Source organism: Clavibacter zhangzhiyongii (assembly GCF_014775655.1).
Classification (GTDB): Bacteria; Actinomycetota; Actinomycetes; order Actinomycetales; family Microbacteriaceae; genus Clavibacter; species Clavibacter zhangzhiyongii.
Genome location: NZ_CP061274.1, coordinates 2730432 through 2749547 on the forward strand (window position 1 = coordinate 2730432; position 19116 = coordinate 2749547).

General features: G+C 72.2%; 20 protein-coding genes. 2 read left to right on the forward strand and 18 right to left on the reverse strand.

Annotated features, from left to right (window positions below):
• Window positions 1-2: 2 nt before the first annotated feature.
• Complete coding sequence (glmS, locus tag H9X71_RS12840; RefSeq protein ID WP_191147442.1) at window positions 3-1853, reverse strand: glutamine--fructose-6-phosphate transaminase (isomerizing); 1851 nt, start codon at window positions 1851-1853, stop codon at window positions 3-5.
• Window positions 1854-1953: 100 nt separating this feature from the next.
• Here glmS and coaA point away from each other — a divergent pair, with 100 nt between their 5' ends.
• Window positions 1954-2913 carry a type I pantothenate kinase gene (coaA, locus tag H9X71_RS12845; RefSeq protein ID WP_191147443.1) on the forward strand — a complete coding sequence of 320 codons (960 nt, stop codon included), beginning with the start codon at window positions 1954-1956 and terminating at the stop codon, window positions 2911-2913.
• A 45-nt stretch (window positions 2914-2958) separates the two neighbouring features.
• Here coaA and glmM read toward each other — a convergent pair whose 3' ends face one another.
• The 17 genes from glmM to H9X71_RS12930 form a co-directional block, all read right to left on the reverse strand.
• Window positions 2959-4308: a phosphoglucosamine mutase gene (gene glmM, locus H9X71_RS12850; RefSeq protein ID WP_191147444.1), complete on the reverse strand. Its 1350-nt coding sequence runs from the start codon at window positions 4306-4308 to the stop codon at window positions 2959-2961.
• A 23-nt stretch (window positions 4309-4331) separates the two neighbouring features.
• A complete protein-coding gene (gene rpsI, locus H9X71_RS12855) occupies window positions 4332-4817 on the reverse strand; it encodes a 30S ribosomal protein S9 (protein ID WP_012039268.1) in 486 nt (161 codons plus the stop codon).
• 50 nt (window positions 4818-4867) lie between these two features.
• Entirely contained in the window at window positions 4868-5314 is a 447-nt protein-coding gene (gene rplM / locus H9X71_RS12860) for a 50S ribosomal protein L13 (protein ID WP_191147445.1), read from the reverse strand.
• 151 nt (window positions 5315-5465) lie between these two features.
• A complete protein-coding gene (truA, locus tag H9X71_RS12865) occupies window positions 5466-6455 on the reverse strand; it encodes a tRNA pseudouridine(38-40) synthase TruA (RefSeq protein ID WP_191147446.1) in 990 nt (329 codons plus the stop codon).
• 30 nt (window positions 6456-6485) lie between these two features.
• Window positions 6486-7577 carry a GNAT family N-acetyltransferase gene (locus H9X71_RS12870; RefSeq protein WP_244961625.1) on the reverse strand — a complete coding sequence of 364 codons (1092 nt, stop codon included), beginning with the start codon at window positions 7575-7577 and terminating at the stop codon, window positions 6486-6488.
• A 104-nt stretch (window positions 7578-7681) separates the two neighbouring features.
• Window positions 7682-8245, reverse strand: a complete 564-nt coding sequence (rplQ, locus tag H9X71_RS12875) for a 50S ribosomal protein L17 (protein ID WP_191147447.1) — start codon at window positions 8243-8245, stop codon at window positions 7682-7684.
• A 51-nt stretch (window positions 8246-8296) separates the two neighbouring features.
• Window positions 8297-9292, reverse strand: a complete 996-nt coding sequence (locus H9X71_RS12880; RefSeq protein ID WP_043668849.1) for a DNA-directed RNA polymerase subunit alpha — start codon at window positions 9290-9292, stop codon at window positions 8297-8299.
• 161 nt (window positions 9293-9453) lie between these two features.
• Window positions 9454-9852 carry a 30S ribosomal protein S11 gene (gene rpsK / locus H9X71_RS12885; protein WP_012039274.1) on the reverse strand — a complete coding sequence of 133 codons (399 nt, stop codon included), beginning with the start codon at window positions 9850-9852 and terminating at the stop codon, window positions 9454-9456.
• A 44-nt stretch (window positions 9853-9896) separates the two neighbouring features.
• Window positions 9897-10271, reverse strand: coding sequence for a 30S ribosomal protein S13 (gene rpsM, locus H9X71_RS12890; RefSeq protein WP_015491172.1), 375 nt, complete (start codon window positions 10269-10271; stop codon window positions 9897-9899).
• Between the two features lie 155 nt (window positions 10272-10426).
• Complete coding sequence (gene rpmJ / locus H9X71_RS12895; RefSeq protein ID WP_077055107.1) at window positions 10427-10540, reverse strand: 50S ribosomal protein L36; 114 nt, start codon at window positions 10538-10540, stop codon at window positions 10427-10429.
• A 72-nt stretch (window positions 10541-10612) separates the two neighbouring features.
• Complete coding sequence (gene infA, locus H9X71_RS12900) at window positions 10613-10834, reverse strand: translation initiation factor IF-1 (RefSeq protein ID WP_012039277.1); 222 nt, start codon at window positions 10832-10834, stop codon at window positions 10613-10615.
• A 233-nt stretch (window positions 10835-11067) separates the two neighbouring features.
• Window positions 11068-12237, reverse strand: a complete 1170-nt coding sequence (locus H9X71_RS12905; RefSeq protein ID WP_191147448.1) for a mannitol-1-phosphate 5-dehydrogenase — start codon at window positions 12235-12237, stop codon at window positions 11068-11070.
• Entirely contained in the window at window positions 12234-12671 is a 438-nt protein-coding gene (locus H9X71_RS12910; RefSeq protein WP_191147449.1) for a PTS mannitol transporter subunit IIA, read from the reverse strand. Before H9X71_RS12910 ends, H9X71_RS12905 begins: the two co-directional genes overlap by 4 nt.
• 115 nt (window positions 12672-12786) lie before the next feature.
• Complete coding sequence (locus tag H9X71_RS12915; protein WP_191147450.1) at window positions 12787-14316, reverse strand: PTS mannitol transporter subunit IIBC; 1530 nt, start codon at window positions 14314-14316, stop codon at window positions 12787-12789.
• A 92-nt stretch (window positions 14317-14408) separates the two neighbouring features.
• Entirely contained in the window at window positions 14409-16079 is a 1671-nt protein-coding gene (gene ptsP, locus H9X71_RS12920; protein ID WP_191147451.1) for a phosphoenolpyruvate--protein phosphotransferase, read from the reverse strand.
• Window positions 16076-16342, reverse strand: a complete 267-nt coding sequence (locus tag H9X71_RS12925) for an HPr family phosphocarrier protein (protein WP_191147452.1) — start codon at window positions 16340-16342, stop codon at window positions 16076-16078. Before H9X71_RS12925 ends, ptsP begins: the two co-directional genes overlap by 4 nt.
• A gap of 158 nt (window positions 16343-16500) precedes the next feature.
• Window positions 16501-16878 carry a PTS sugar transporter subunit IIB gene (locus tag H9X71_RS12930; RefSeq protein ID WP_191147453.1) on the reverse strand — a complete coding sequence of 126 codons (378 nt, stop codon included), beginning with the start codon at window positions 16876-16878 and terminating at the stop codon, window positions 16501-16503.
• A 207-nt stretch (window positions 16879-17085) separates the two neighbouring features.
• On the opposite strand from H9X71_RS12930, the gene H9X71_RS12935 reads away from it, so the two are divergent.
• Window positions 17086-19065, forward strand: coding sequence for a BglG family transcription antiterminator (locus H9X71_RS12935; protein ID WP_191149188.1), 1980 nt, complete (start codon window positions 17086-17088; stop codon window positions 19063-19065).
• Window positions 19066-19116 lie beyond the last annotated feature (51 nt).

Consider the following 19116-nt stretch of genomic DNA (forward strand, 5'->3'; position numbering starts at 1 on the left):
GGTCACTCGACCGTGACGGACTTCGCCAGGTTGCGCGGCTGGTCGACGTCGAGGCCCTTGGCCGCCGCGAGCTCCATCGCGAAGATCTGGAGCGGCGTGACCGCGAGCAGCGGCTCGAACAGCGGCGCCGCGAGCGGGATCGGGATGACCTCGTCGGCGTGCGGCAGCACGAACGCGTCGCCCTGCTCGGCGATCGCGATGACCCGGGCGCCGCGCGCGCGGATCTCCTCGATGTTGGAGATGACCTTCTTGTGCAGCGCGAGCTGGTGCGTGGGGCTCGGCACGATGACGAACACGGGCTGGCCCGGCTCGATGAGCGCGATGGGCCCGTGCTTGAGCTCGCCCGCGGCGAAGCCCTCCGCGTGGATGTAGGCGAGCTCCTTGAGCTTCAGCGCGCCTTCCAGCGCGACCGGGTAGCCGACGTTGCGGCCGAGGAAGAGCACCGCGCGGGTGTCGGCCATCCACTTGGCGAGCTGGCGGATGGTCTCGCCCTGCTCCACCACGGTGGCGAGCTTCTCCGGGATCGCGAGCAGCTCCTCGGTGTTCTCGACGATCTCCTCGGCCGACAGCGTGCCGCGGATGCGCGCGAGGTGCAGCCCGAACAGGTACAGCGCCGCGACCTGCGCGACGAACGCCTTGGTCGACGCGACGGCGACCTCGGGTCCGGCGTGCGTGTAGACGACGGCCTCCGACTCGCGCGGGATGGTCGCGCCCTGCGTGTTGCAGATGGAGAGGACGCGCGCGCCGGCCTCGCGGGCGTACCGGACGGCGAGGAGCGTGTCCATGGTCTCGCCGGACTGGCTGATGGAGATGACGAGCGTGGTCGCGTCGAGCACCGGGTCGCGGTAGCGGAACTCGTGCGCGAGCTCCACCTCGACGGGGACGCGCGCCCACTTCTCGAGGGCGTACTTGCCGAGGATCCCCGAGTACGCGGCCGTGCCGCACGCGACGATGACGATGCGCGAGATGTCCGCGAGGTCGACCTCGCCGATCGCGTCGAGGTCGGGCAGCACCACGACGCCGTCGACGATGCGGCCGCGGAGCGTGTTCGCCACCGCGTCCGGGCCCTCGCTGATCTCCTTCGCCATGAAGCTCGACCAGCCGCCCTTCTCGCTGGCGGAGGCGTCCCAGGCGATCTCGAACTCGTGCGTCTCGACGGGCGCGCCGTGGAAGTCGGTGACGGTGACAGAGTCGGGCCGGATGGCGACCATCTGGTCCTGGCCGATCGCGACCGCGCGGCGCGTGAACTCCACGAACGCGGCGACGTCGGATCCGAGGAAGTTCTCGCCCTCGCCGAGGCCGATGACGAGCGGGGAGTTGCGGCGGGCGCCGACCACGAGGCCGGGCTGGTCGCGGTGAACGGCGAGGAGCGTGAACGCGCCCTCGAGCCGGCTCACGGTGTTGCGGAACGCCTGCTCGAGGTCCTGCGTGATGCCGTACTCGCGGCCGAGCAGCTGGGCCGCGACCTCGGTGTCGGTGTCGCTGTGGAACTCGTAGCCGTCAGCGAGGAGGTCGTCCTTGAGCTCCGCGAAGTTCTCGATGATGCCGTTGTGGATGAGCGCGAGCCTGCCCTCGTCGCCGAGGTGCGGGTGCGCGTTGCGGTCGGTGGGACCGCCGTGCGTCGCCCAGCGCGTGTGGCCGATGCCGGTGGATCCGTTCGGCAGCGGCGACGCCTCGAGGTCCTCGAGGAGCCGGTCGAGCTTGCCGGCGCGCTTGCGGACCCCCAGCGTGCCGTCGGCGTCGAGCACCGCGACCCCCGCGGAGTCGTACCCGCGGTACTCCAGCCTCCGCAGCCCTCCGAGGAGGACCTCGAGGCTCCTGGCCTCACCGACGTAACCCACGATTCCGCACATGGGGCCCGAGTTTACCGTCGGCGATCCCGGATCCCCTGCGCGGCCCGTGCGCCGGGCGCGCCCCGCCGACCGGCCGACCCGCCCGTAGGATCGATGGGACATGCCAGACACCGCGACGGGATCCCCGACGAGCCACGCCCACGTCTCCCCCTTCGTGGAGATCGCCCGCGCCGACTGGGCCGCCCTCGCCCCGGCCACGCAGCTCCCGCTCCGCGAGACCGAGCTCGTGCAGCTGCGCGGCATCGGCGACCGGCTCGACATGCGCGAGGTGGAGGACGTCTACCTCCCGCTCAGCCGGCTGCTCAACCTCTACGTCTCCGGCACCAAGAAGCTGCACCGCGAGACGAGCGCGTTCCTCGGCGAGCGCGCCAAGAGCACGCCGTTCGTCATCGGCGTCGCCGGATCCGTGGCCGTCGGCAAGTCGACCGTCGCGCGCCTGCTGCGCGAGATGCTGGCGCGCTGGGACGACACCCCGCGCGTCGAGCTCGTGACCACGGACGGCTTCCTGCACCCGAACGCCGAGCTCGAGCGCCGCGGCCTGATGGAGCGGAAGGGCTTCCCCGAGTCGTACGACCGGCGGGCGCTCCTGCGGTTCGTCACCCAGGTGAAGAGCGGCGTGCCCGAGGTGCGCGCGCCGTTCTACTCGCACCTCGCGTACGACATCGTGCCGGGCGCCGAGGTCGTGGTCCGGCAGCCGGACGTGCTGATCATCGAGGGCCTCAACGTGCTGCAGCCGGCCGCGTCGGGCGCGAAGCTCGCGGTCAGCGACCTCTTCGACTTCTCGATCTACGTCGACGCCCGCACGCACGACATCGCGCAGTGGTACGAGGAGCGGTTCCTGAGCCTCCAGCAGGGCGCCTTCAGCAACCCGCGCTCCTACTTCCACCGCTACGCGGACCTCAGCCGCGACGAGGCGGTGGCGCACGCGCGGCGGATCTGGTCGAGCATCAACGAGCCGAACCTCGAGCAGAACATCCGCCCGACCCGGTCGCGGGCGACGCTCGTGCTGCGCAAGGGCCCGGACCACTCGGTCACGAGCGTGGCGCTCCGCAAGCTCTGAGGCCGGCCGGGTCCGCCCGACGGCGACGCGCCAGATGGCCAGCCGCTAGATGGCGAGGCGCTCCGTGACCAACGCGGCGAGCTCCTCGGCGTGACGCTCGGCGGTCGCCTGGTCGGCGGCCTCGACCATCACGCGGATCATCGGCTCGGTGCCCGATGCGCGCATGAGGATGCGGCCGGTGTCGCCGAGCTCCGCCTCCGCGCGCGCGACCGCGGCGTTCAGCTCGGCGTCGTCGCCGACGCGCTCGCGGTCGACGCCGCGGACGTTGATCATCACCTGCGGGTAGACGGTCATGACCGAGGCGAGCTCCTGGAGGCTCTTGCCGGTCGCGGCCATCTCGCCGAGCAGCTGGATGCCCGTGAGGATCCCGTCGCCGGTCGTCGCGTGCTCCGCGATGACGAGGTGGCCGGACTGCTCGCCGCCGAGGGAGTAGCCGCCCTCGTTCATGGCCTCGAGCACGTAGCGGTCGCCGACGCGCGTCTGCAGCACGGTGATGTCGTTCTCGGCCATCGCGATGCGGAGGCCGAGGTTGCTCATGACCGTGGCCACGAGGGTGCGCTCGGCGAGGAGCCCGCGGCGGGCCATGGAGAGCGCGAGCACGGCCATGATCTGGTCGCCGTCGATGACGGCGCCCGTGTGGTCGACCGCGAGGCAGCGGTCGGCGTCGCCGTCGTGCGCGATGCCCACGTCGGCGCCGTGCCGGAGGACGGCCTCGGCGAGCAGGTCGAGGTGCGTGGACCCGACCCGGTCGTTGATGTTCATGCCGTCGGGGTCGTTGCCGATGACGGTGACGCGGGCACCCGCGTCGGTGAAGACCTCGGGGCTGATGCCGGCGGCGGCGCCGTGCGCGCAGTCGAGGACCACGTGGATCCCGTCGAGCCGGTGCTGCAGCGCGCCGAGCAGGTGGAGGACGTAGCGGTCCTCGGCGTCGGCGAAGCGGCGGATGCGGCCGACGTCGGCTCCCGTGGGGAGCAGGACGGGCTCGCTGAGCTGCGCCTCGATGCGGTCCTCGAGCTCGTCGGCGAGCTTCCGTCCGCCCGCGGCGAAGAACTTGATCCCGTTGTCGGGTGCGGGGTTGTGCGACGCGGAGATCATCACGCCGAAGTCGGCGTCGAAGTCCGCGATGAGGTACGCCGTGGCCGGCGTCGGGATGACCCCGGCGTCGAACACGTCGACGCCGGAGCTCGCGAGGCCGGCGGCCACGGCCGCCGCGATGAACTCGCCGGACACCCGGGGATCCCGGGCGACGACCGCGACGGGTCGTCGTCCGGAGTCCCGGGCGTCCTGGCCGAGCACATGCGCGGCGGCCTGGGCCAGGCGCAGGGCGAGGTCCGCGGTGATGGTCTCGCCGTTGGCGAGTCCGCGGACGCCGTCCGTGCCGAAGAGCCGGGGCATGGCTGCCGGTGTGCCCGAGCGCCTTAGCGCTTCGAGAACTGGGGCGCCTTGCGGGCCTTCTTGAGTCCGGCCTTCTTGCGCTCCTTGACGCGCGCGTCGCGGCTGAGGAAGCCGTTCTTCTTCAGCACGGCGCGGTTGTTCTCCTCGTCGATCTCGTTGAGGGCGCGGGCGATGCCGAGGCGCAGGGCGCCGGCCTGGCCGGAGGGGCCGCCGCCGGAGATGCGCGCGACGACGTCGTAGCTGCCGAGGAGGTCGAGCACCTTGAACGGGTCGTTCACGAGCTGCTGGTGCAGCTTGTTGGGGAAGTAGTCCGCGAACTCACGGCCGTTGACCGTGATCGAGCCGGAGCCGGGGACGAGGCGCACGCGGGCGATGGCCTGCTTGCGTCGTCCGACGGCGCCGCCGGACACGTTGAGGACCGCGCGGGGGGCCTTGGGGGCCTCCTCGTTCGGGGTCTCGGTCGAGAAGCTCTCGGGAGCCACGTCGAGGGAGTCTGAGATCTGAGCCACTGGGTTCGATTCCTTCTGAGGTCTTTGGTCGTCGCTGTCGGCAGCCGGAGCTACTGAGCGACCTGGCCGAGGGTGTACGGGGTGGGCTGCTGAGCAGCGTGGGGGTGCTCGGGGCCCGCGTAGACCTTGAGCTTCTTCAGCTGCGCCGCACCCAGCGAGTTCTTCGGCAGCATGCCGCGGATGGCCTTCTCGACCGCGCGCGTCGGGTGCTTCTCGAGCATCTCGACGTAGGTGGTGGCCGTGAGGCCGCCCGGGTAGCCGGAGTGGCGGTAGGCCAGCTTCTTCTCGAGCTTCTGGCCCGTGAGCGCCACCTTCTCGGCGTTGACGATGATGACGAAGTCGCCCATGTCCATGTGGGGGGCGAACGTGGCCTTGTGCTTGCCGCGCAGGAGCGTGGCGGCGTGGCTGGCGAGACGGCCGAGGACGATGTCCGTGGCGTCGATGACGACCCAGTCGTGCTGGACCTCACTGGCCTTGGGGGAATAGGTGCGCGTCATTGATCTGACTGCCTTCTTTTCGAGGTGAGATGGTCGTGGATCCCGCTCCGTGGGCGTTCTGACGAGAACGCATCCGGTGGAGGGCTCAACCTTGTACGTCGTCGCACGCAGGCGTGCAGACAACCGGTTCAGAGTACGCGATCGGAGCGGATCAGGCAATCCCGGGCGTGTCGGCCATCCGTGCGAGGTCGCTCGCGGCCTCCTCGGCGCTCGCGGCGAGCGAATCCACCTCGTGCGCCCCGCGCCGGTTGCGGGTGATCGCGTTGCGCGCCTCGAGCTCCTCGTCGGCCGGGTAGCCGACCCGCTCGAGCACGAGGCCGCGGGCGGGCATCACGGTGAACTCGCTCGTGCGCTCGCGCACCTCGAGCAGCTCGCGGAGCCGCGCCACCGTGGCCCGGCCCGACGCCGCCGCGACGCACGCGCCGACGAGCGCCCGGACCATGCTGTGGCAGAACGCGTCGGCGCGCACCACGGCCTCGAGGGCGCCGTCGGCTGTCCGCGTCCAGGTCAGCTCCTGCAGCGTGCGGATGGTGGATGCGCCCTCCCGGGGCTTGCAGTACGCCGCGAAGTCGTGGAGGCCGAGCAGCGCGTCGGCCGCCTGCTGCAGCACGTCGGCGTCGAGGGCCATGGGGACCTCGACCGTGCGGTGCCGCTGGAGCGGGTCGCGCGGGCCCGAGGCGTCGGCGATCCGGTAGCGGTACGCCCGCCAGGTGGCGGAGAAGCGCGCGTCGAAGCCGTCGGGCGCGGGGGCGCACGCCAGCACCACCACGTCGGAGCGCGCGCCGAGGACGCCGTTCAGCCGGCGGGCCAGGGCGGGAGCGGCGCGCTCCACGGAGGGCTCGTGCGGCGCCTCCCCCGCGGCCGCCTCCGCCGCGCGGCCGCGGGGCGGGCGGTCGAGGGACGCGACCTGCGCGTCCGAGAGGTCCAGGTGCGCGACCTGCCCGGTCGCGTGCACGCCCGCGTCCGTGCGACCCGCGACGACCAGGGTCGGGGCGGGCGGCGTGCGGGCGAGCAGCTGCGCGAGGGCGTCCTCGAGGACGCCCTGCACCGTGCGCAGGCCGGGCTGCTTGGCCCAGCCCGCGAACCCGGTGCCGTCGTAGGCGACGTCGAGGCGGACGCGCGCGCCGCCGTCCCCGCTCACGAGGCGGAGCCGCTCATCGGGCGGATCCGCTCATCGCTCCGGGGTCGACCGCGGACGGGTCGTGCCGACCTCGCGCTCGTGCACGGCGGTGCGGCTGGCCTGCGTGAAGCCGAGGTGCTCGTAGAGGTCGAGCGCGCCTGTGGGGCTGTCGGAGTCCACGTCGAGCACCGCGCGCTGCAGTCCCTCGGCGCGGAAGCCCGCGAGCGACGCCGACAGGAGCGCCTGCGCGAGCCGGCGCCCGCGGAACTCGCGGCGCACGCCGACGAGGCCGATGTAGCCCGAGGTGTAGCCCGCGGCCTCCCAGTCGTCCGGGGACACCTCGGCCATGGCGAAGCCCGCGACGACCGCGTCCTCGTCGTCGCCCGTCACCGCGATGACGGACAGGTCGCCGCGCGCGGTCGGCAGCGACAGGAAGGCGTCCCACCGCTCGACGCTGACGGGCTCGGATCCCCAGTGGTCGCGGAACACCTCGTTCTTGGCCTGACGGGTGCGCTCCCACCACTCCCGCGTCACGGGGACGAGGCGCAGCCCCTCCGGGACGGGGACCTCGGGGAGGTCGGCGGCGAGGTCGCGGTGCATCTCGATGAAGTAGCGGCTGACCGTGAAGCCGCGCGACGCGAGCAGCGCCGCGGCGCCAGCGGAGTCGGCCTGCGTCTCGGTGGTCATGCGCGTCGGGACGGGACCCTCGACGTGCTCGGCGGGCTGCGCGGTGGCGAGCTTCGCGGTGGCGCGCGCGACCTGCCAGTCGAGGAGGCGCGCGCCGATGCCGGTGCGGCGGAGGTCGGGCCGGACGCCGCCCGAGATGTCGGCGCGGACGACGGACTCGTCGTCGGGCTTCACGATCGCGTGGCCTTCCGCGGCGAGGCGGCCGTCGGCGTCGACCGCGACGATCCCGTCACGCGCCACGTCGACGTAGGAGAAGCCGAGCGCCATCTCGATCTCCTCGCGCGCCGCCCGGTACTCCGGGTGGTCGGCGTCGGCGATGGCGCTCTGCAGCTCCACGAGCGCGTCGACGTCGTCGAGCGACATGGCGCGCCAGGTGATGCCGTCGGGGCCCTCGGGGAGCGGGATCGGGGCGGTGGTGGATGCGTCGTCCGGCATGGTCGTGCTGCTGTCGGTCATCCGTCCAGGGTACCGGGGCGCTGACGGCGTCTCCTCGGCCGGCGGTCGGACGCACGAGAGCCCCCGTCGCGCAGGGCGGCGGGGGCTCTTGGACGGTGCGGGTGCTACTTGTCGGACTTCTCCGCGGCGTCGGCCTCGACCTCGGCGGCGACCTCGTCGGGCGACTCGGCGGGCGTGCCGTCGGTGTGCTCGACGGCGTCGGTCTCCTCGACGGGGACCTCCGCCTCCTCCGCGGGCGCCTCGGCGACCGGGGCCGCGGCGGCCGGAGCCGTCGTGGTCGCGGTGCGCGTGGAGCGGACCTTCGGGGTCACGGGCTCGAGCACGAGCTCGATCTGCACCATGGGGGCGTTGTCGCCCTTGCGGAAGCCGAGCTTGGTGATGCGGGTGTAGCCGCCGTCGCGCTCGGCGACGAGGGGCGCGATCTCCGTGAAGAGCTCGTGGACGACGCTCTTCGAGGGGATGATCCCCATGACGCGGCGGCGGGCGTGCAGGTCGCCGCGCTTGGCGAACGTCACGAGGCGCTCGGCGACGGGACGGAGGCGCTTGGCCTTCGTCTCGGTCGTCTTGATGGACTTGTGCTCGAAGAGGCTCTGGGCGAGGTTCGCGAGCATGAGGCGCTCGTGCGCCGGGCCGCCTCCGAGGCGGGGACCCTTGGTGGGCTTGGGCATGGTCTATGTCTCCGTAATGGTCGAAAAGAAGTCGGGCCGGGGCCGGACGGGTCAGTTGGTGGTGGTCTCGTCCTCGTCGTAGCTGTAGTAGTGCGCGCCGTCGAAGCCGGGGACGGCGTCCTTCAGCGACAGACCCAGCTCGACCAGCTTGTCCTTGACCTCATCCACCGACTTCTGTCCGAAGTTGCGGATGTTCATGAGCTGCGTCTCCGAGAGGGCGACGAGCTCGCTGACGTTGTTGATGCCCTCGCGCTTGAGGCAGTTGTACGAGCGCACCGAGAGGTCGAGGTCCTCGATGGGCATCGACAGCTCGGAGCTGAGGACGGCGTCGACCGGCGCGGGGCCGATCTCGATGCCCTCGGCGGCCGTGTTGAGCTCGCGCGCCAGGCCGAAGAGCTCGGTCAGCGTGCGGCCGGCCGACGCGATCGCGTCGCGGGGCGTGATGGCCGACTTCGTCTCGACGTCGACCACGAGGCGGTCGAAGTCGGTGCGCTCGCCGGCGCGGGTGGCCTCGACGCGGTAGGTGACCTTGAGCACGGGCGAGTAGATCGAGTCGACCGGGATCTGGCCGGCCTCGCTGAACTCGCTGCGGTTCTGGGTCGCGGAGACGTAGCCGCGGCCGCGCTCGATCGTCAGCTCCAGCTCGAACTTCGCCTTCTCGTTGAGCGTGGCGATGACGAGCTCGGGGTTGTGGATCTCGACGCCCGCGGGAGCGGAGATGTCGGCGGCCGTGACCTGGCCCGCACCCTGCTTGCGCAGGTACGCGGTGATCGGCTCGTCGTGCTCGCTGGAGACGACGAGGCCCTTGATGTTGAGGATGATCTCGGTCACGTCCTCCTTCACGCCGGGGACGGTGCTGAACTCGTGCAGCACGCCGTCGATCCGGATGCTGGTGACGGCCGCGCCGGGGATGGACGAGAGGAGCGTGCGGCGGAGCGAGTTGCCGAGCGTGTAGCCGAAGCCGGGCTCGAGCGGCTCGATGACGAACCGCGAGCGGAACTCCGAGATCTGCTCCTCGGTGAGGGTGGGGCGCTGCGCAATGAGCACTGTGTTGTTTCCTTTCGGCGAGGCGTCCGCTATATGACGCCTGCGATGCCCCCCGGGTGGCGGCCCGGGCGGGTAGTGAATTGGTCGAACGGACACACGGCGGATCGGCCGACGCCGTCCCGTCCTTGCGGAGCGGGACGGCAGCGGCCGATCAGCGCGAGCTAGACGCGGCGGCGCTTGGGCGGGCGGCAGCCGTTGTGCGCCTGCGGGGTGACGTCGTTGATCGAGCCCACCTCGAGGCCGGCGGCCTGGAGCGAGCGGATCGCGGTCTCACGGCCGGAGCCGGGTCCCTTGACGAACACGTCGACCTTCTTCATGCCGTGCTCCTGCGCCTGGCGGGCGGCCGACTCGGCGGCGAGCTGCGCGGCGAACGGCGTCGACTTGCGCGAGCCGTTGTAGCCGACGACGCCCGAGGACGCCCAGCTGATGACGGCACCGGTGGGGTCCGTGATCGAGACGATGGTGTTGTTGAAGGTGCTCTTGATGTGGGCCTGGCCCACGGCGATGTTCTTCTTGTCCTTGCGGCGCGGCTTGCGAACGGCCGACTTGGGTGCTGCCATGGAGATCTCCTGTGTCTACGGGTGGCGAGGGCGCTGGCCGGGGCCTAGCGCGCCTTCTTCTTGCCGGCTACGGTGCGCTTCGGGCCCTTGCGGGTGCGAGCGTTGGTCTTCGTGCGCTGCCCGTGGACAGGGAGGCCGCGGCGGTGGCGGATGCCCTCGTAGCTGCCGATCTCGACCTTGCGGCGGATGTCGGCGGCGACCTCGCGGCGGAGGTCGCCCTCCACCTTGAAGTTCCCGTCGATGTAGTCGCGCAGGGCGATGAGCTGGTCGTCGCTCAGGTCCTTGACGCGGATGTTCTTGTCGATGCCGGTGTCCTCGAGGGTCTTGACGCTCGAGGTGCGGCCGACGCCGTAGATGTACGTGAGTGCGATCTCCACGCGCTTGTCGCGCGGGAGGTCGACGCCTGCTAGACGTGCCATTGAGGCTTCTCCTGGTGATGTGTGGAGGTCTGCAGCAGAGCCTGTGCATCGGCCTCCGACCGATGGTGTCCCCCGGACCCTCGCGGGTCCCGGCTTCCGGCACTGCTGTCGTTCTCAGAGATGTGGTGCTGGTGGTGCCGTGCGGATGGTGCTGACTAGCCCTGGCGCTGCTTGTGGCGCGGGTTCTCGCAGATGACCATCACGCGTCCGTTGCGTCGGATGACCTTGCACTTCTCGCAGATCCGCTTGACGCTGGGGTTGACCTTCATGATGCTTCCTTGCTTTCGTTCTCGCTGGCCTCGTGCCGCCGCGGATGCGGGGCCGTTCCTTGTGCAGCAGGCCTACTTGTAGCGGTAGACGATCCGGCCGCGGGTGAGGTCGTACGGGCTCAGCTCCACGATCACGCGGTCCTCGGGGAGGATGCGGATGTAGTGCTGACGCATCTTGCCCGAGATGTGGGCGAGGACCTTGTGCCCGTTGCTCAGCTCAACGCGGAACATCGCGTTCGGCAGAGCTTCGACAACTCCGCCTTCGATCTCGATGACGCCGTCTTTCTTGGCCATATACTCACTGTCGCTAGAGGTGGTGTCTGCTGTTCGTGCGGATGCGCATCATGGTGAGGCGCTGGTGCGGACGGCATGCCAGGTCGGCGGCCGCGCACCAAGGGTCGAGAGTACGCCATCCCCGGGCGTGTCGCAATTCTCCCCGCGTGTCGCGGTCGGATCCGCGGATCCTGCGCTAGCGGGACGCACGACGGGCCGGGCGGTCGCCCGCCCGGCCCGTGCGGCTGCCCGTCCTACGCCCGGTGGCGCGGGGCGCTGCGGCGGTCGGCCTGGGCGGCGTCGACGACCGCGACGAGGTCGGCGGTGAGCGGGTGCCCGTCGTCGAGACCGGTGACGCGGCGGACGAGGTCCGCCGGGGTGTCCGTCGCCAGGAGCTCCTGCAGCTCGAGGGCCTGCGGGTCGCCCGCGGGGTCGAAGCGGAGCGCCTGGCCCATCGCGCGCACGAGGGCGTCGTGCGGCAGGCCGCGCTCGGCCAGCTGCGACGCGGGTCCGACGAAGCGCTCCTCCCGGGAGAGCTTGCGCAGCGGCTGGCGGCCGACGCGCTCGACGGTGTCGGCGAGGGCCGCGTTGGCGAAGCGCGCGAGGTTCTTCTCGCGGTACGCCGCCTGCTCCGCCTCGTCGAGGCCGTGCTTGGCGACGAGCAGCGCGCTCGTCTCCTCGAGGACCTGCCGGACCTCGTCGGCGACCTCGGGGATCGACATCGCGTCCGACTGGCTCACGGCGCCGCGCGCGTAGCCGTGGTAGGCGACGGTCGCGTGGCCGGTGTTGACCGTGAAGAGCTTGCGCTCGATGTAGGGCGCCAGGTCGTCGACGAACGTGGCGCCGGCGATCTCGGGCACGGCGTCGCCGAACGGGCCGCGCTCGACGACCCACTCCGAGAAGTCCTCGACCGTGACGTCGAGGCCCGCGGCGGGATCCTGGTTCGGCACGATGCGGTCGACCGCCGTGTTGGCGAAGATCGCGCGGCCGACGGCGTCGGGCTCCTCGACGAGGGCCTTCTCGATCTCGGCGCGGAGCGTGTCCGTCGCGTTGATCGCGTTCTCGCAGGCCATGACGGCGACGGGCGCGAGGTCGGCGGAGCGCGCGCGGAGGCCTGCGGCGATCGCGGGCGCCACGAAGCGGAGGATGTTCGGGCCCACCGCCGTGGTGACGATGTCGGCGGTCGCGATCTCGCGGATCAGCGCCTCGCCGTCGGCCGCGCTGTCGATGGCGCGGAAGCCGGTGACGGTCCAGTCGCGCGCGTGCGGCCCGACCTCGGTCACGCGGTAGGAGTCGGCGGCGTCGAGGTGCCCGATGAGCTCGGCGTTGACGTCGGCGAAGACGACCTCGTAGCCGGCCTCGTGCAGGATCAGCCCGACGAAGCCGCGGCCGATGTTGCCGGCGCCGAAGTGGACGGCCTTCACGCCTCGTTCACCTCGGCCAGGAGGGCGTACAGCGCCTCGGCGTCAGGCGCGTCGAGGAGCTTCTGCACCTCGTCGTCGTCGCTGAAGATGATGGCGATCTTGCTGAGGATCTCGAGGTGCCCGTTGTCCTTGCCGGCGATGCCGACCACGAAGCGGACCTCGTTGCCCGCCCAGTCGATGGGCGCGTCGTAGCGGACGAAGGAGAGGGCGGAGTCGAGGATCGTGTCCTTGCCCTCGTTGGTGCCGTGCGGGATCGCGAGCAGGTTGCCCATGTAGGTCGAGACGCTCTTCTCGCGCTCGAGCATGTAGCCCTGGTACTCGGGGGTGACGGCGCCGGCCGCGACGAGGATCGCCGCCGCCTCGGCGATGGCCTCCTCGACGGAGGACGCGGTGCCGCCGACGCGGATCTGGGCGGGTTCGAGGACGTTCGACATGGTGCTCCTTACGTGGGTGCGGATGCGCGGCGGCCGGGGCCCTGCCTCCCAGCATGGCCCCGGCCGCGCGCGCGGGTGGTGCGAGGGGTCCGCCGCGGACGGCGGACCCGCGTGATCAGCTGTCCGAGCGCTGCTTGCGGACCAGCTCCACGATCTCGTCGTATCGCGGCGAGTTCATGAAGTTGTCGACCGAGACGTGCTCCGACGCCGGGCTCTTCTGGCGGGCCCGGTCGGTGAGCTCGCGCTGCGTGATCACGAGGTCGGCCGTGCCGTCGAGGGCCGCGATGGACTTGTTGACGACGGTGACGTCGGTGAGGCCGGCCTTCTTCATCTTGTTGCGGAGGACCGAGGCGCCCATGGCGGACGAGCCCATGCCGGCGTCGCAGGCGAAGACGATGTCCTGGACGCGGGTCGTGGTGGCCGTGCCGCCGTCGGTGCCCGTGCCGGACGTGCCGTCGGCGAGGCCGCCGACCGTGCCCGCGGTGCCGGTCTCGGCGCCGAGGCCCGTGAGGATCGAGGACTCCTTGCCCTTGTTGGCCTGCGTGGCCGCGACCGCGGCGCCGAAGTCGCCGGAGCCCTTCTTGCCGGTGCGGAGGATGACCGCCGCGACGACGAAGGTGACGGCCGCGGAGATGATGACCGAGAGGATCACGCCGGGGAAGCTGTCGCTGGCGGTCTGGCCGAGCACGGCGATGATGCTGCCGGGCGAGGCCGGGGCGCGCAGGCCGGAGCCGAAGGCGACGTTGGTCGCGACGCCCGAGGCGCCGCCCGCGATGACCGCGAGGAACAGGAGCGGCTTCGAGAGGACGTACGGGAAGTAGATCTCGTGGATGCCGCCGACGAACTGGATGAGGATCGCGCCGGGGGCGGTGGAGCGCGCCGCGCCCGCGCCGAAGATCGCGAAGGCGAGGAGCACGCCGAGGCCCGGGCCGGGGTTCGCCTCGAGCAGGAACAGGATGCTCTTGCCGTTCTCCAGCGACTCGGCGGTGCCGAGCGGCGTGAGGATGCCCTGGTTGATGGCGTTGTTGAGGAACAGGACCTTGGCCGGCTCGATCACGATGCTCGTGAGGGGCAGGAGGCCGTTGTCGACGAGGAAGCCGACGCCGCCGCCGAGGACCGCGGTGATCCAGCGGATGACCGGGGTGAGCAGGTAGTAGGCGCCGATCGCGAAGATCGCGCCGAGGATGCCGGCGGAGAAGTTGTTGACGAGCATCTCGAAGCCGGGGCGGATCCGGTCGATCCAGAGCCGCTCGATGACCTTCAGCAGGTACGCCGCGAGCGGGCCCGTGATCATGGCGCCGAGGAACATCGGGCTGCCGCCGTCGAAGTAGGGCTCGCCGACCGTGCCGACGATGACGCCCATGGTCGCGATGGTCGCGACCACGCCGCCGCGGGCGTCGTAGACCATGCGGCCTCCGGTGTTCGCGATCAGCAGGGGCAGCAGGAAGTAGAGGATCGGCGCGATGAGCGTCGCCAGGTCCTCGTTGGGCAGGTAGCCCGTCGGGATGAACAGGGCCGTGAGGAGGCCCCAGGCGATGAACGCCGCGATGTTCGGCATGATCATGCCGCTGAGGAACGTGCCGAACTTCTGCACGCCGAGCCGCACGGACTGCCCCGTGCTGCGGGTGGGTGACGTCGTCGTCATGGGGGTGGTGCTCCTGTCGTGGTGGTGGCGGGCCTGCTGCGGCCCGCCTGCTGCGGTGAGGTGGGATGTGGTGCGGGAGAGGGCGGTGCGGGTCAGACGGCGGCGGGCGCCGATGCCGCGGTGACCGCGGCGCGCGCCTCGACGGCGCTGTCGGCGGCGAGGGCGACGGCGGCCAGGGCCTCCGCCTCCTCGCGCGTGTGGAGGGCGAGCTCGGCGCGCACGTCGGCGAGCGCCGCGGGCGACATGGAGAGGCTGGTCGCGCCGAGGCCGACGAGCACCACGGCGAGCAGCGGGTCGGCCGCCGCCTCGCCGCAGATCCCGACGGGCTTGCCGAGCGCGCGTCCCGCGGCGCCGACCTCCTGCACGAGGCGGAGGACGGCGGGGTGCCACGGGTCCTGGAACGCGGCCACGGACCCCAGCAGCCGGTCGGCTGCGAGCGTGTACTGCGTGAGGTCGTTGGTGCCGATGCTCGCGAAGTCGGCGTGGGCGAGGATCCGGTCGGCGAGGAGCGCGGAGGACGGGACCTCCACCATCACGCCGACGGTCTTCAGCCCGAGCTCGCGGCCGAGCGCCGAGAAGTAGCGCGCCTCCTCCACCGTGGAGACCATGGGCGCCATGACCCACAGGTCGGCCTCGGTGGCGGCGTCGGCCTGCGCGAGCGCGGTGAGCTGGTCGCGGAGGATCTGCTCGTTGGCCCGCAGCGCGCGGAGGCCGCGGAGCCCGAGGGCCGGGTTCTCCTCGTCGGCGTCATTGAGGAAGGCGAGCGGCTTGTCGGCGCCGGCGTCGAGCGCGCGCACGACGACCTTCTGGCCGGGGAACGCCTCGAGCAGGCGCGTGTAGTGCTCCTGCTGCTCGGCGACGGTCGGCGCGCTCGTGGCGTCGAGGAAGAGGAACTCGGTGCGGAAGAGCCCGACGCCCTCGGCGCCCTTGGCCACCGCGTCCGGGGCGCCGTCGGCGGATCCGAGGTTGGCGAGCAGCGGGATCGTCGTGCCGTCGGACAGCGCGCCGGGCCCGGTGGGCACGGCGACGCGGTTGCGGCGGGCCTCGATGTCGGCGCGGGCGGCCTGCTCCTCGGCCTCGCTGGGCGCGACGGTGACGGCGCCCGTGAGCGCATCCACGACGACGGTCTCGCCGTCGGCGAGGTCGGCCGCGGCGGCGACGCCGACGACCGCGACGATCGCCTTCTCGCGGGCGAGGATCGCCGTGTGCGAGGTGGGGCCGCCGTCGGTCGTGATGAGGGCGAGGACCTTGTCGAGGTCGAGGAGCGCGGTGTCGGCGGGCGCCAGGTCGCGGGCGACGAGCACGAAGGCGTGGTCGGGATCCGGCACGCCGGGGGCGGCGACGCCCTGCAGGTGCGCGACGACGCGCTGGGAGACGTCGTCGAGGTCGGTGGCGCGCTCGCCCATGTAGCCGCCCATGCTGAGGAGCAGGTCGCGGAAGCCCGCGAACGCCTCGTGCACGGCGCGCTCGGCGGTGCGGCCGGTCGCGAGGCGGGCGGTGATGTCGTCAACGAGCGTCGGGTCCTCCGCCATGAAGGCCTGCGCCTCGAGCACGTCCTTCGCGGCGCCGCCGGCCTTCTCCCCGCGGATGCGGATGTCGGCGGCGACGGCGGCGAGCGACGCGCTCACGCGGATGCGCTCCTCGTCGGCCGTCAGCGCGCTCACGGTGTCGGCGGGCTCGGGGAGCGGGTCGGGCATGCGGATGACGGGGCCGACGGCGGATCCCCGGCCGATGCCGATTCCCTGGAGGGTGCGGGAGCTCATGCGGCGTCCAGGTCGGACTCGAGGAGCGTGGCGAGGTCGGCGACGACCTGCTCGGCGTTCTCGCCCTCGGCGGAGACGACGACCTCGTCGCCCGTGTCGACGCCCAGCGAGATGACGCCGAGGATGCTCGCGGCGTTGACGCTGCGCTCCCCCTTGGCGAGCTGCACGGGGATCCCGGCCTTCGCGGCGGCCTGCGTGAAGAGCGAGGCGGGGCGGGCGTGCAGCCCGTGCGACGAGGCGATGGTGACGGTGCGTTCTGCCATGGTGGCTCCTTCGGTCGGCCCCGTCGGCGGGGCCCTGGTGGGCGGTGGTCGTGCTGCGGTGCGGTCGTGCGGTGCGTGCGGTGGTGCGGTGCGTGCGGTGGTGCGGTGCGTGCGGTGGTGCGGGGTCGGCGCGGGCCCGTGATCGTGGCGGGCGGCGGTCAGGCCGGGGTCGGCGCTCCCCCCGCGGATCGACCGGGCGCCGCGCCGAGGCCCAGCGCGCGGGCGCCGGTGCGCATCGCGGCGAGGGCGCGGTCGAGGGCCGCGCGGGCGCCCTCCGGCCGGGAGGCGTCGTCGTCGAGGAGCACGGCGGCCGCGCCCTCGTCCTCGGCCGCCGCGCGCACGACGTCGAGGCGGTCGGCGAGGTGGGCGCCGAGGAGGACCACGTCCATGCCGGCGGCGTCGAGCCGCACGTGGGCGAGGGATCCGGCGACGGCCTCGATCTCGAGCCCGTCGGCCTCGGCGAGGGCGCGGAGGCGGTGGGCGAGGAAGGTGCTGGATGCGCCGGAGCCGCAGACGACGAGGATCCTCCCGGTCATGCTGTGCCTCCTCGCGTCGTCGCTGGTCGTCCCATGGTGCTCCGCCCGCGGGGCCGGGTGCCAGCAGATCCGCTTCCGCACGGTAGGAAAACCCGTCGTGCCGGCGCCGCGGCGGGCATCGGGCGCGGCCCCGGATGGTTGACTCGGGTGCACGGGCCGTGCGGCGCCCGCCGATCCGGGACGCGCGCCGCCGCGAGGGAGACGATGATGCTGAGCGAGAACCAGGAGAGGCTGCTGGACTACCTGTCCACGGCGGACCGCTGGGTCGAGGCCGGCGAGCTCGCCGACCGGCTCGGCGTCACCACCCGGAGCGTCCGCAACTACGTCACGGCGGTGCGCGAGCGCTCGGCCGTGGAGATCGCCTCCTCCCCCGACGGCTACCGCATCGACGCCGGCAGCTACGCCCGCCACCTCGGCGCCCGGCCCACAGCGGATCCGCAGGGCACCCCGCGCGACCGCCTGCACGCCCTGGTCCGCCGGCTCGGCGACGCGCCCGACGGCCTCGACGTCTTCGCGCTCGCGGCCGAGCTGCACGTGAGCGAGTCCACCGTCGAGGCGGACCTCCGCAAGGTGCGCGCCCTCGTGGAGGACGCCGGCCTCGCGCTCCGGCGCACGGGTCCCGCCGTGGTGCTCGAGGGCTCGGAGCGCGACTTCCGCCGGCTGCTCTCCCGCATGTTCCGCGACGAGAGCGCGCAGGGCTTCCTGCCGCTCGAGACGGTGCAGCGCGAGTTCGCCTCGGACTCCCTGCGCGCGTTCAAGACGGACCTCGTGCGCGAGCTCACCGAGCGCGGCTTCTTCGTCAACGAGTACGGGGTCGACAACGTGCTGCTGCACGTGGCCATCGCGGTCGACCGGCTGGCCCGGGCGCCGCGGCGCGAGGGCCCCGACGCGACCGGCCCGCTCGACCCTCCCCGCGCCCCGGACGACGCCGTCGCCGACGACGCCGCGGACGGCTCCCCCGTCGATCCCACGGCCCTCGCCATCCGCGAGGTGCTGGCCCGCCTCCTCGCCGCCCACTTCGACGTGCCCGTGCCCGCGGGCGACGTCGCGTACCTCGCCCTCCTCGTCCGCACGCGCGTCGTCACGCCCGGCAACGAGCAGTCGCTGGCGACGGTGATGCGCGAGCACGTCGTCGAGAGCGACCTCGACGTGGTGCGCGCCATCGTCCGCCGCGTGAAGCAGGAGTACCTCGTCGACCTCGAGGACGAGGACTTCACGGTCCGCTTCTCCCTGCACCTCGGCAACCTCGTGGCCCGCGCCGCCGACCGCTCGTTCTCGCGCAACCCGCTGGCCCGGTCCATCAAGACCTCCTACCCGATGACGTACGAGATCGCCGTCTTCATCGCGAGCGAGGTGCAGCGGCGGCGCGGCATCGCGATCAACGACGACGAGATCGCGTACATCGCCCTGCACGTGGGGTCGCATCGCGAGCGCGTCGCCCGACGCGACGACCGGGTGGCGTGCGCGCTCGTCTGCCCGAACTACTACGACCTGCACCAGATCATGCGGAGCCGGATCGAGGAGGCGCTCGGCGCGGACATCAGCGTGGACGCCGTCGTGACGCGCACCGACGTCGACGCGGACGCGCTCGGGGTGCAGCTCGTCATCGACGCGACCGGATCCCGGCCGCCCGCCGACAACGTCGTGGTCGTGCAGCCCCTGCCGACCCCGGACGACATCGAGTCGATCCGCCGGGCCGTCGCACGCGTCCGCCGGCACGCGCGCCGCAGCTCGATGAAGCACGACCTGCTGCGGTTCCTCGACGAGTCGCTGTTCTTCCGCGATCTGCACGCACCCGACGAGGAGGCCATGATCCGGCTGCTCGGTCAGCGCATGGTCGAGCAGGGCATCATCGAGCCCGAGTACATCGAGGGCGCGATCGAGCGCGAGCGCCTGTCGTCGACGGCGTTCACGGACACGCTCGCCGTGCCCCACTCGCTCGCGATGACCGCCCACCGCACGGCCATCGCCATCGTGGTGAACGAGGAGGCGATGCGCTGGGGCGGCAACCGCGTGCACGTCGTCGCGCTCGTGGCCTTCAGCGCGAGCGGCCGCACGAGCTTCCAGCACGTGTTCGACCAGTTCGTCGAGGTCTTCTCCGACCACCGCGACGTGCAGGCGATCATGCGGGCATCGGGCTCGCACGGCTCCTTCATCGAGGAGCTCGTGCACGTCATGGACACCTGACCCGGCCTCGGCGCGCCGGGCCGGTGCCGGACGCGCTCAGCCGTCCGCCGT

Bases quoted from the DNA above. Each gene is read 5' to 3' on its own strand.
- H9X71_RS12935 (WP_191149188.1), top strand. From the start codon at position 17,086: ATGCTGAGCGAGAACCAGGAGAGGCTGCTGGACTACCTGTCCACGGCG.
- rpsM (WP_015491172.1), bottom strand. From the start codon at position 10,271: ATGGCACGTCTAGCAGGCGTCGACCTCCCGCGCGACAAGCGCGTGGAG.
- H9X71_RS12910 (WP_191147449.1), bottom strand. From the start codon at position 12,671: ATGTCGAACGTCCTCGAACCCGCCCAGATCCGCGTCGGCGGCACCGCG.
- rplM (WP_191147445.1), bottom strand. From the start codon at position 5,314: ATGACGCGCACCTATTCCCCCAAGGCCAGTGAGGTCCAGCACGACTGG.
- rpsK (WP_012039274.1), bottom strand. From the start codon at position 9,852: ATGGCAGCACCCAAGTCGGCCGTTCGCAAGCCGCGCCGCAAGGACAAG.
- H9X71_RS12915 (WP_191147450.1), bottom strand. From the start codon at position 14,316: ATGACGACGACGTCACCCACCCGCAGCACGGGGCAGTCCGTGCGGCTC.
- H9X71_RS12870 (WP_244961625.1), bottom strand. From the start codon at position 7,577: ATGACCGACAGCAGCACGACCATGCCGGACGACGCATCCACCACCGCC.
- H9X71_RS12930 (WP_191147453.1), bottom strand. From the start codon at position 16,878: ATGACCGGGAGGATCCTCGTCGTCTGCGGCTCCGGCGCATCCAGCACC.
- infA (WP_012039277.1), bottom strand. From the start codon at position 10,834: ATGGCCAAGAAAGACGGCGTCATCGAGATCGAAGGCGGAGTTGTCGAA.
- rplQ (WP_191147447.1), bottom strand. From the start codon at position 8,245: ATGCCCAAGCCCACCAAGGGTCCCCGCCTCGGAGGCGGCCCGGCGCAC.
- coaA (WP_191147443.1), top strand. From the start codon at position 1,954: ATGCCAGACACCGCGACGGGATCCCCGACGAGCCACGCCCACGTCTCC.
- glmS (WP_191147442.1), bottom strand. From the start codon at position 1,853: ATGTGCGGAATCGTGGGTTACGTCGGTGAGGCCAGGAGCCTCGAGGTC.
- glmM (WP_191147444.1), bottom strand. From the start codon at position 4,308: ATGCCCCGGCTCTTCGGCACGGACGGCGTCCGCGGACTCGCCAACGGC.
- H9X71_RS12925 (WP_191147452.1), bottom strand. From the start codon at position 16,342: ATGGCAGAACGCACCGTCACCATCGCCTCGTCGCACGGGCTGCACGCC.
- rpmJ (WP_077055107.1), bottom strand. From the start codon at position 10,540: ATGAAGGTCAACCCCAGCGTCAAGCGGATCTGCGAGAAGTGCAAGGTC.
- ptsP (WP_191147451.1), bottom strand. From the start codon at position 16,079: ATGAGCTCCCGCACCCTCCAGGGAATCGGCATCGGCCGGGGATCCGCC.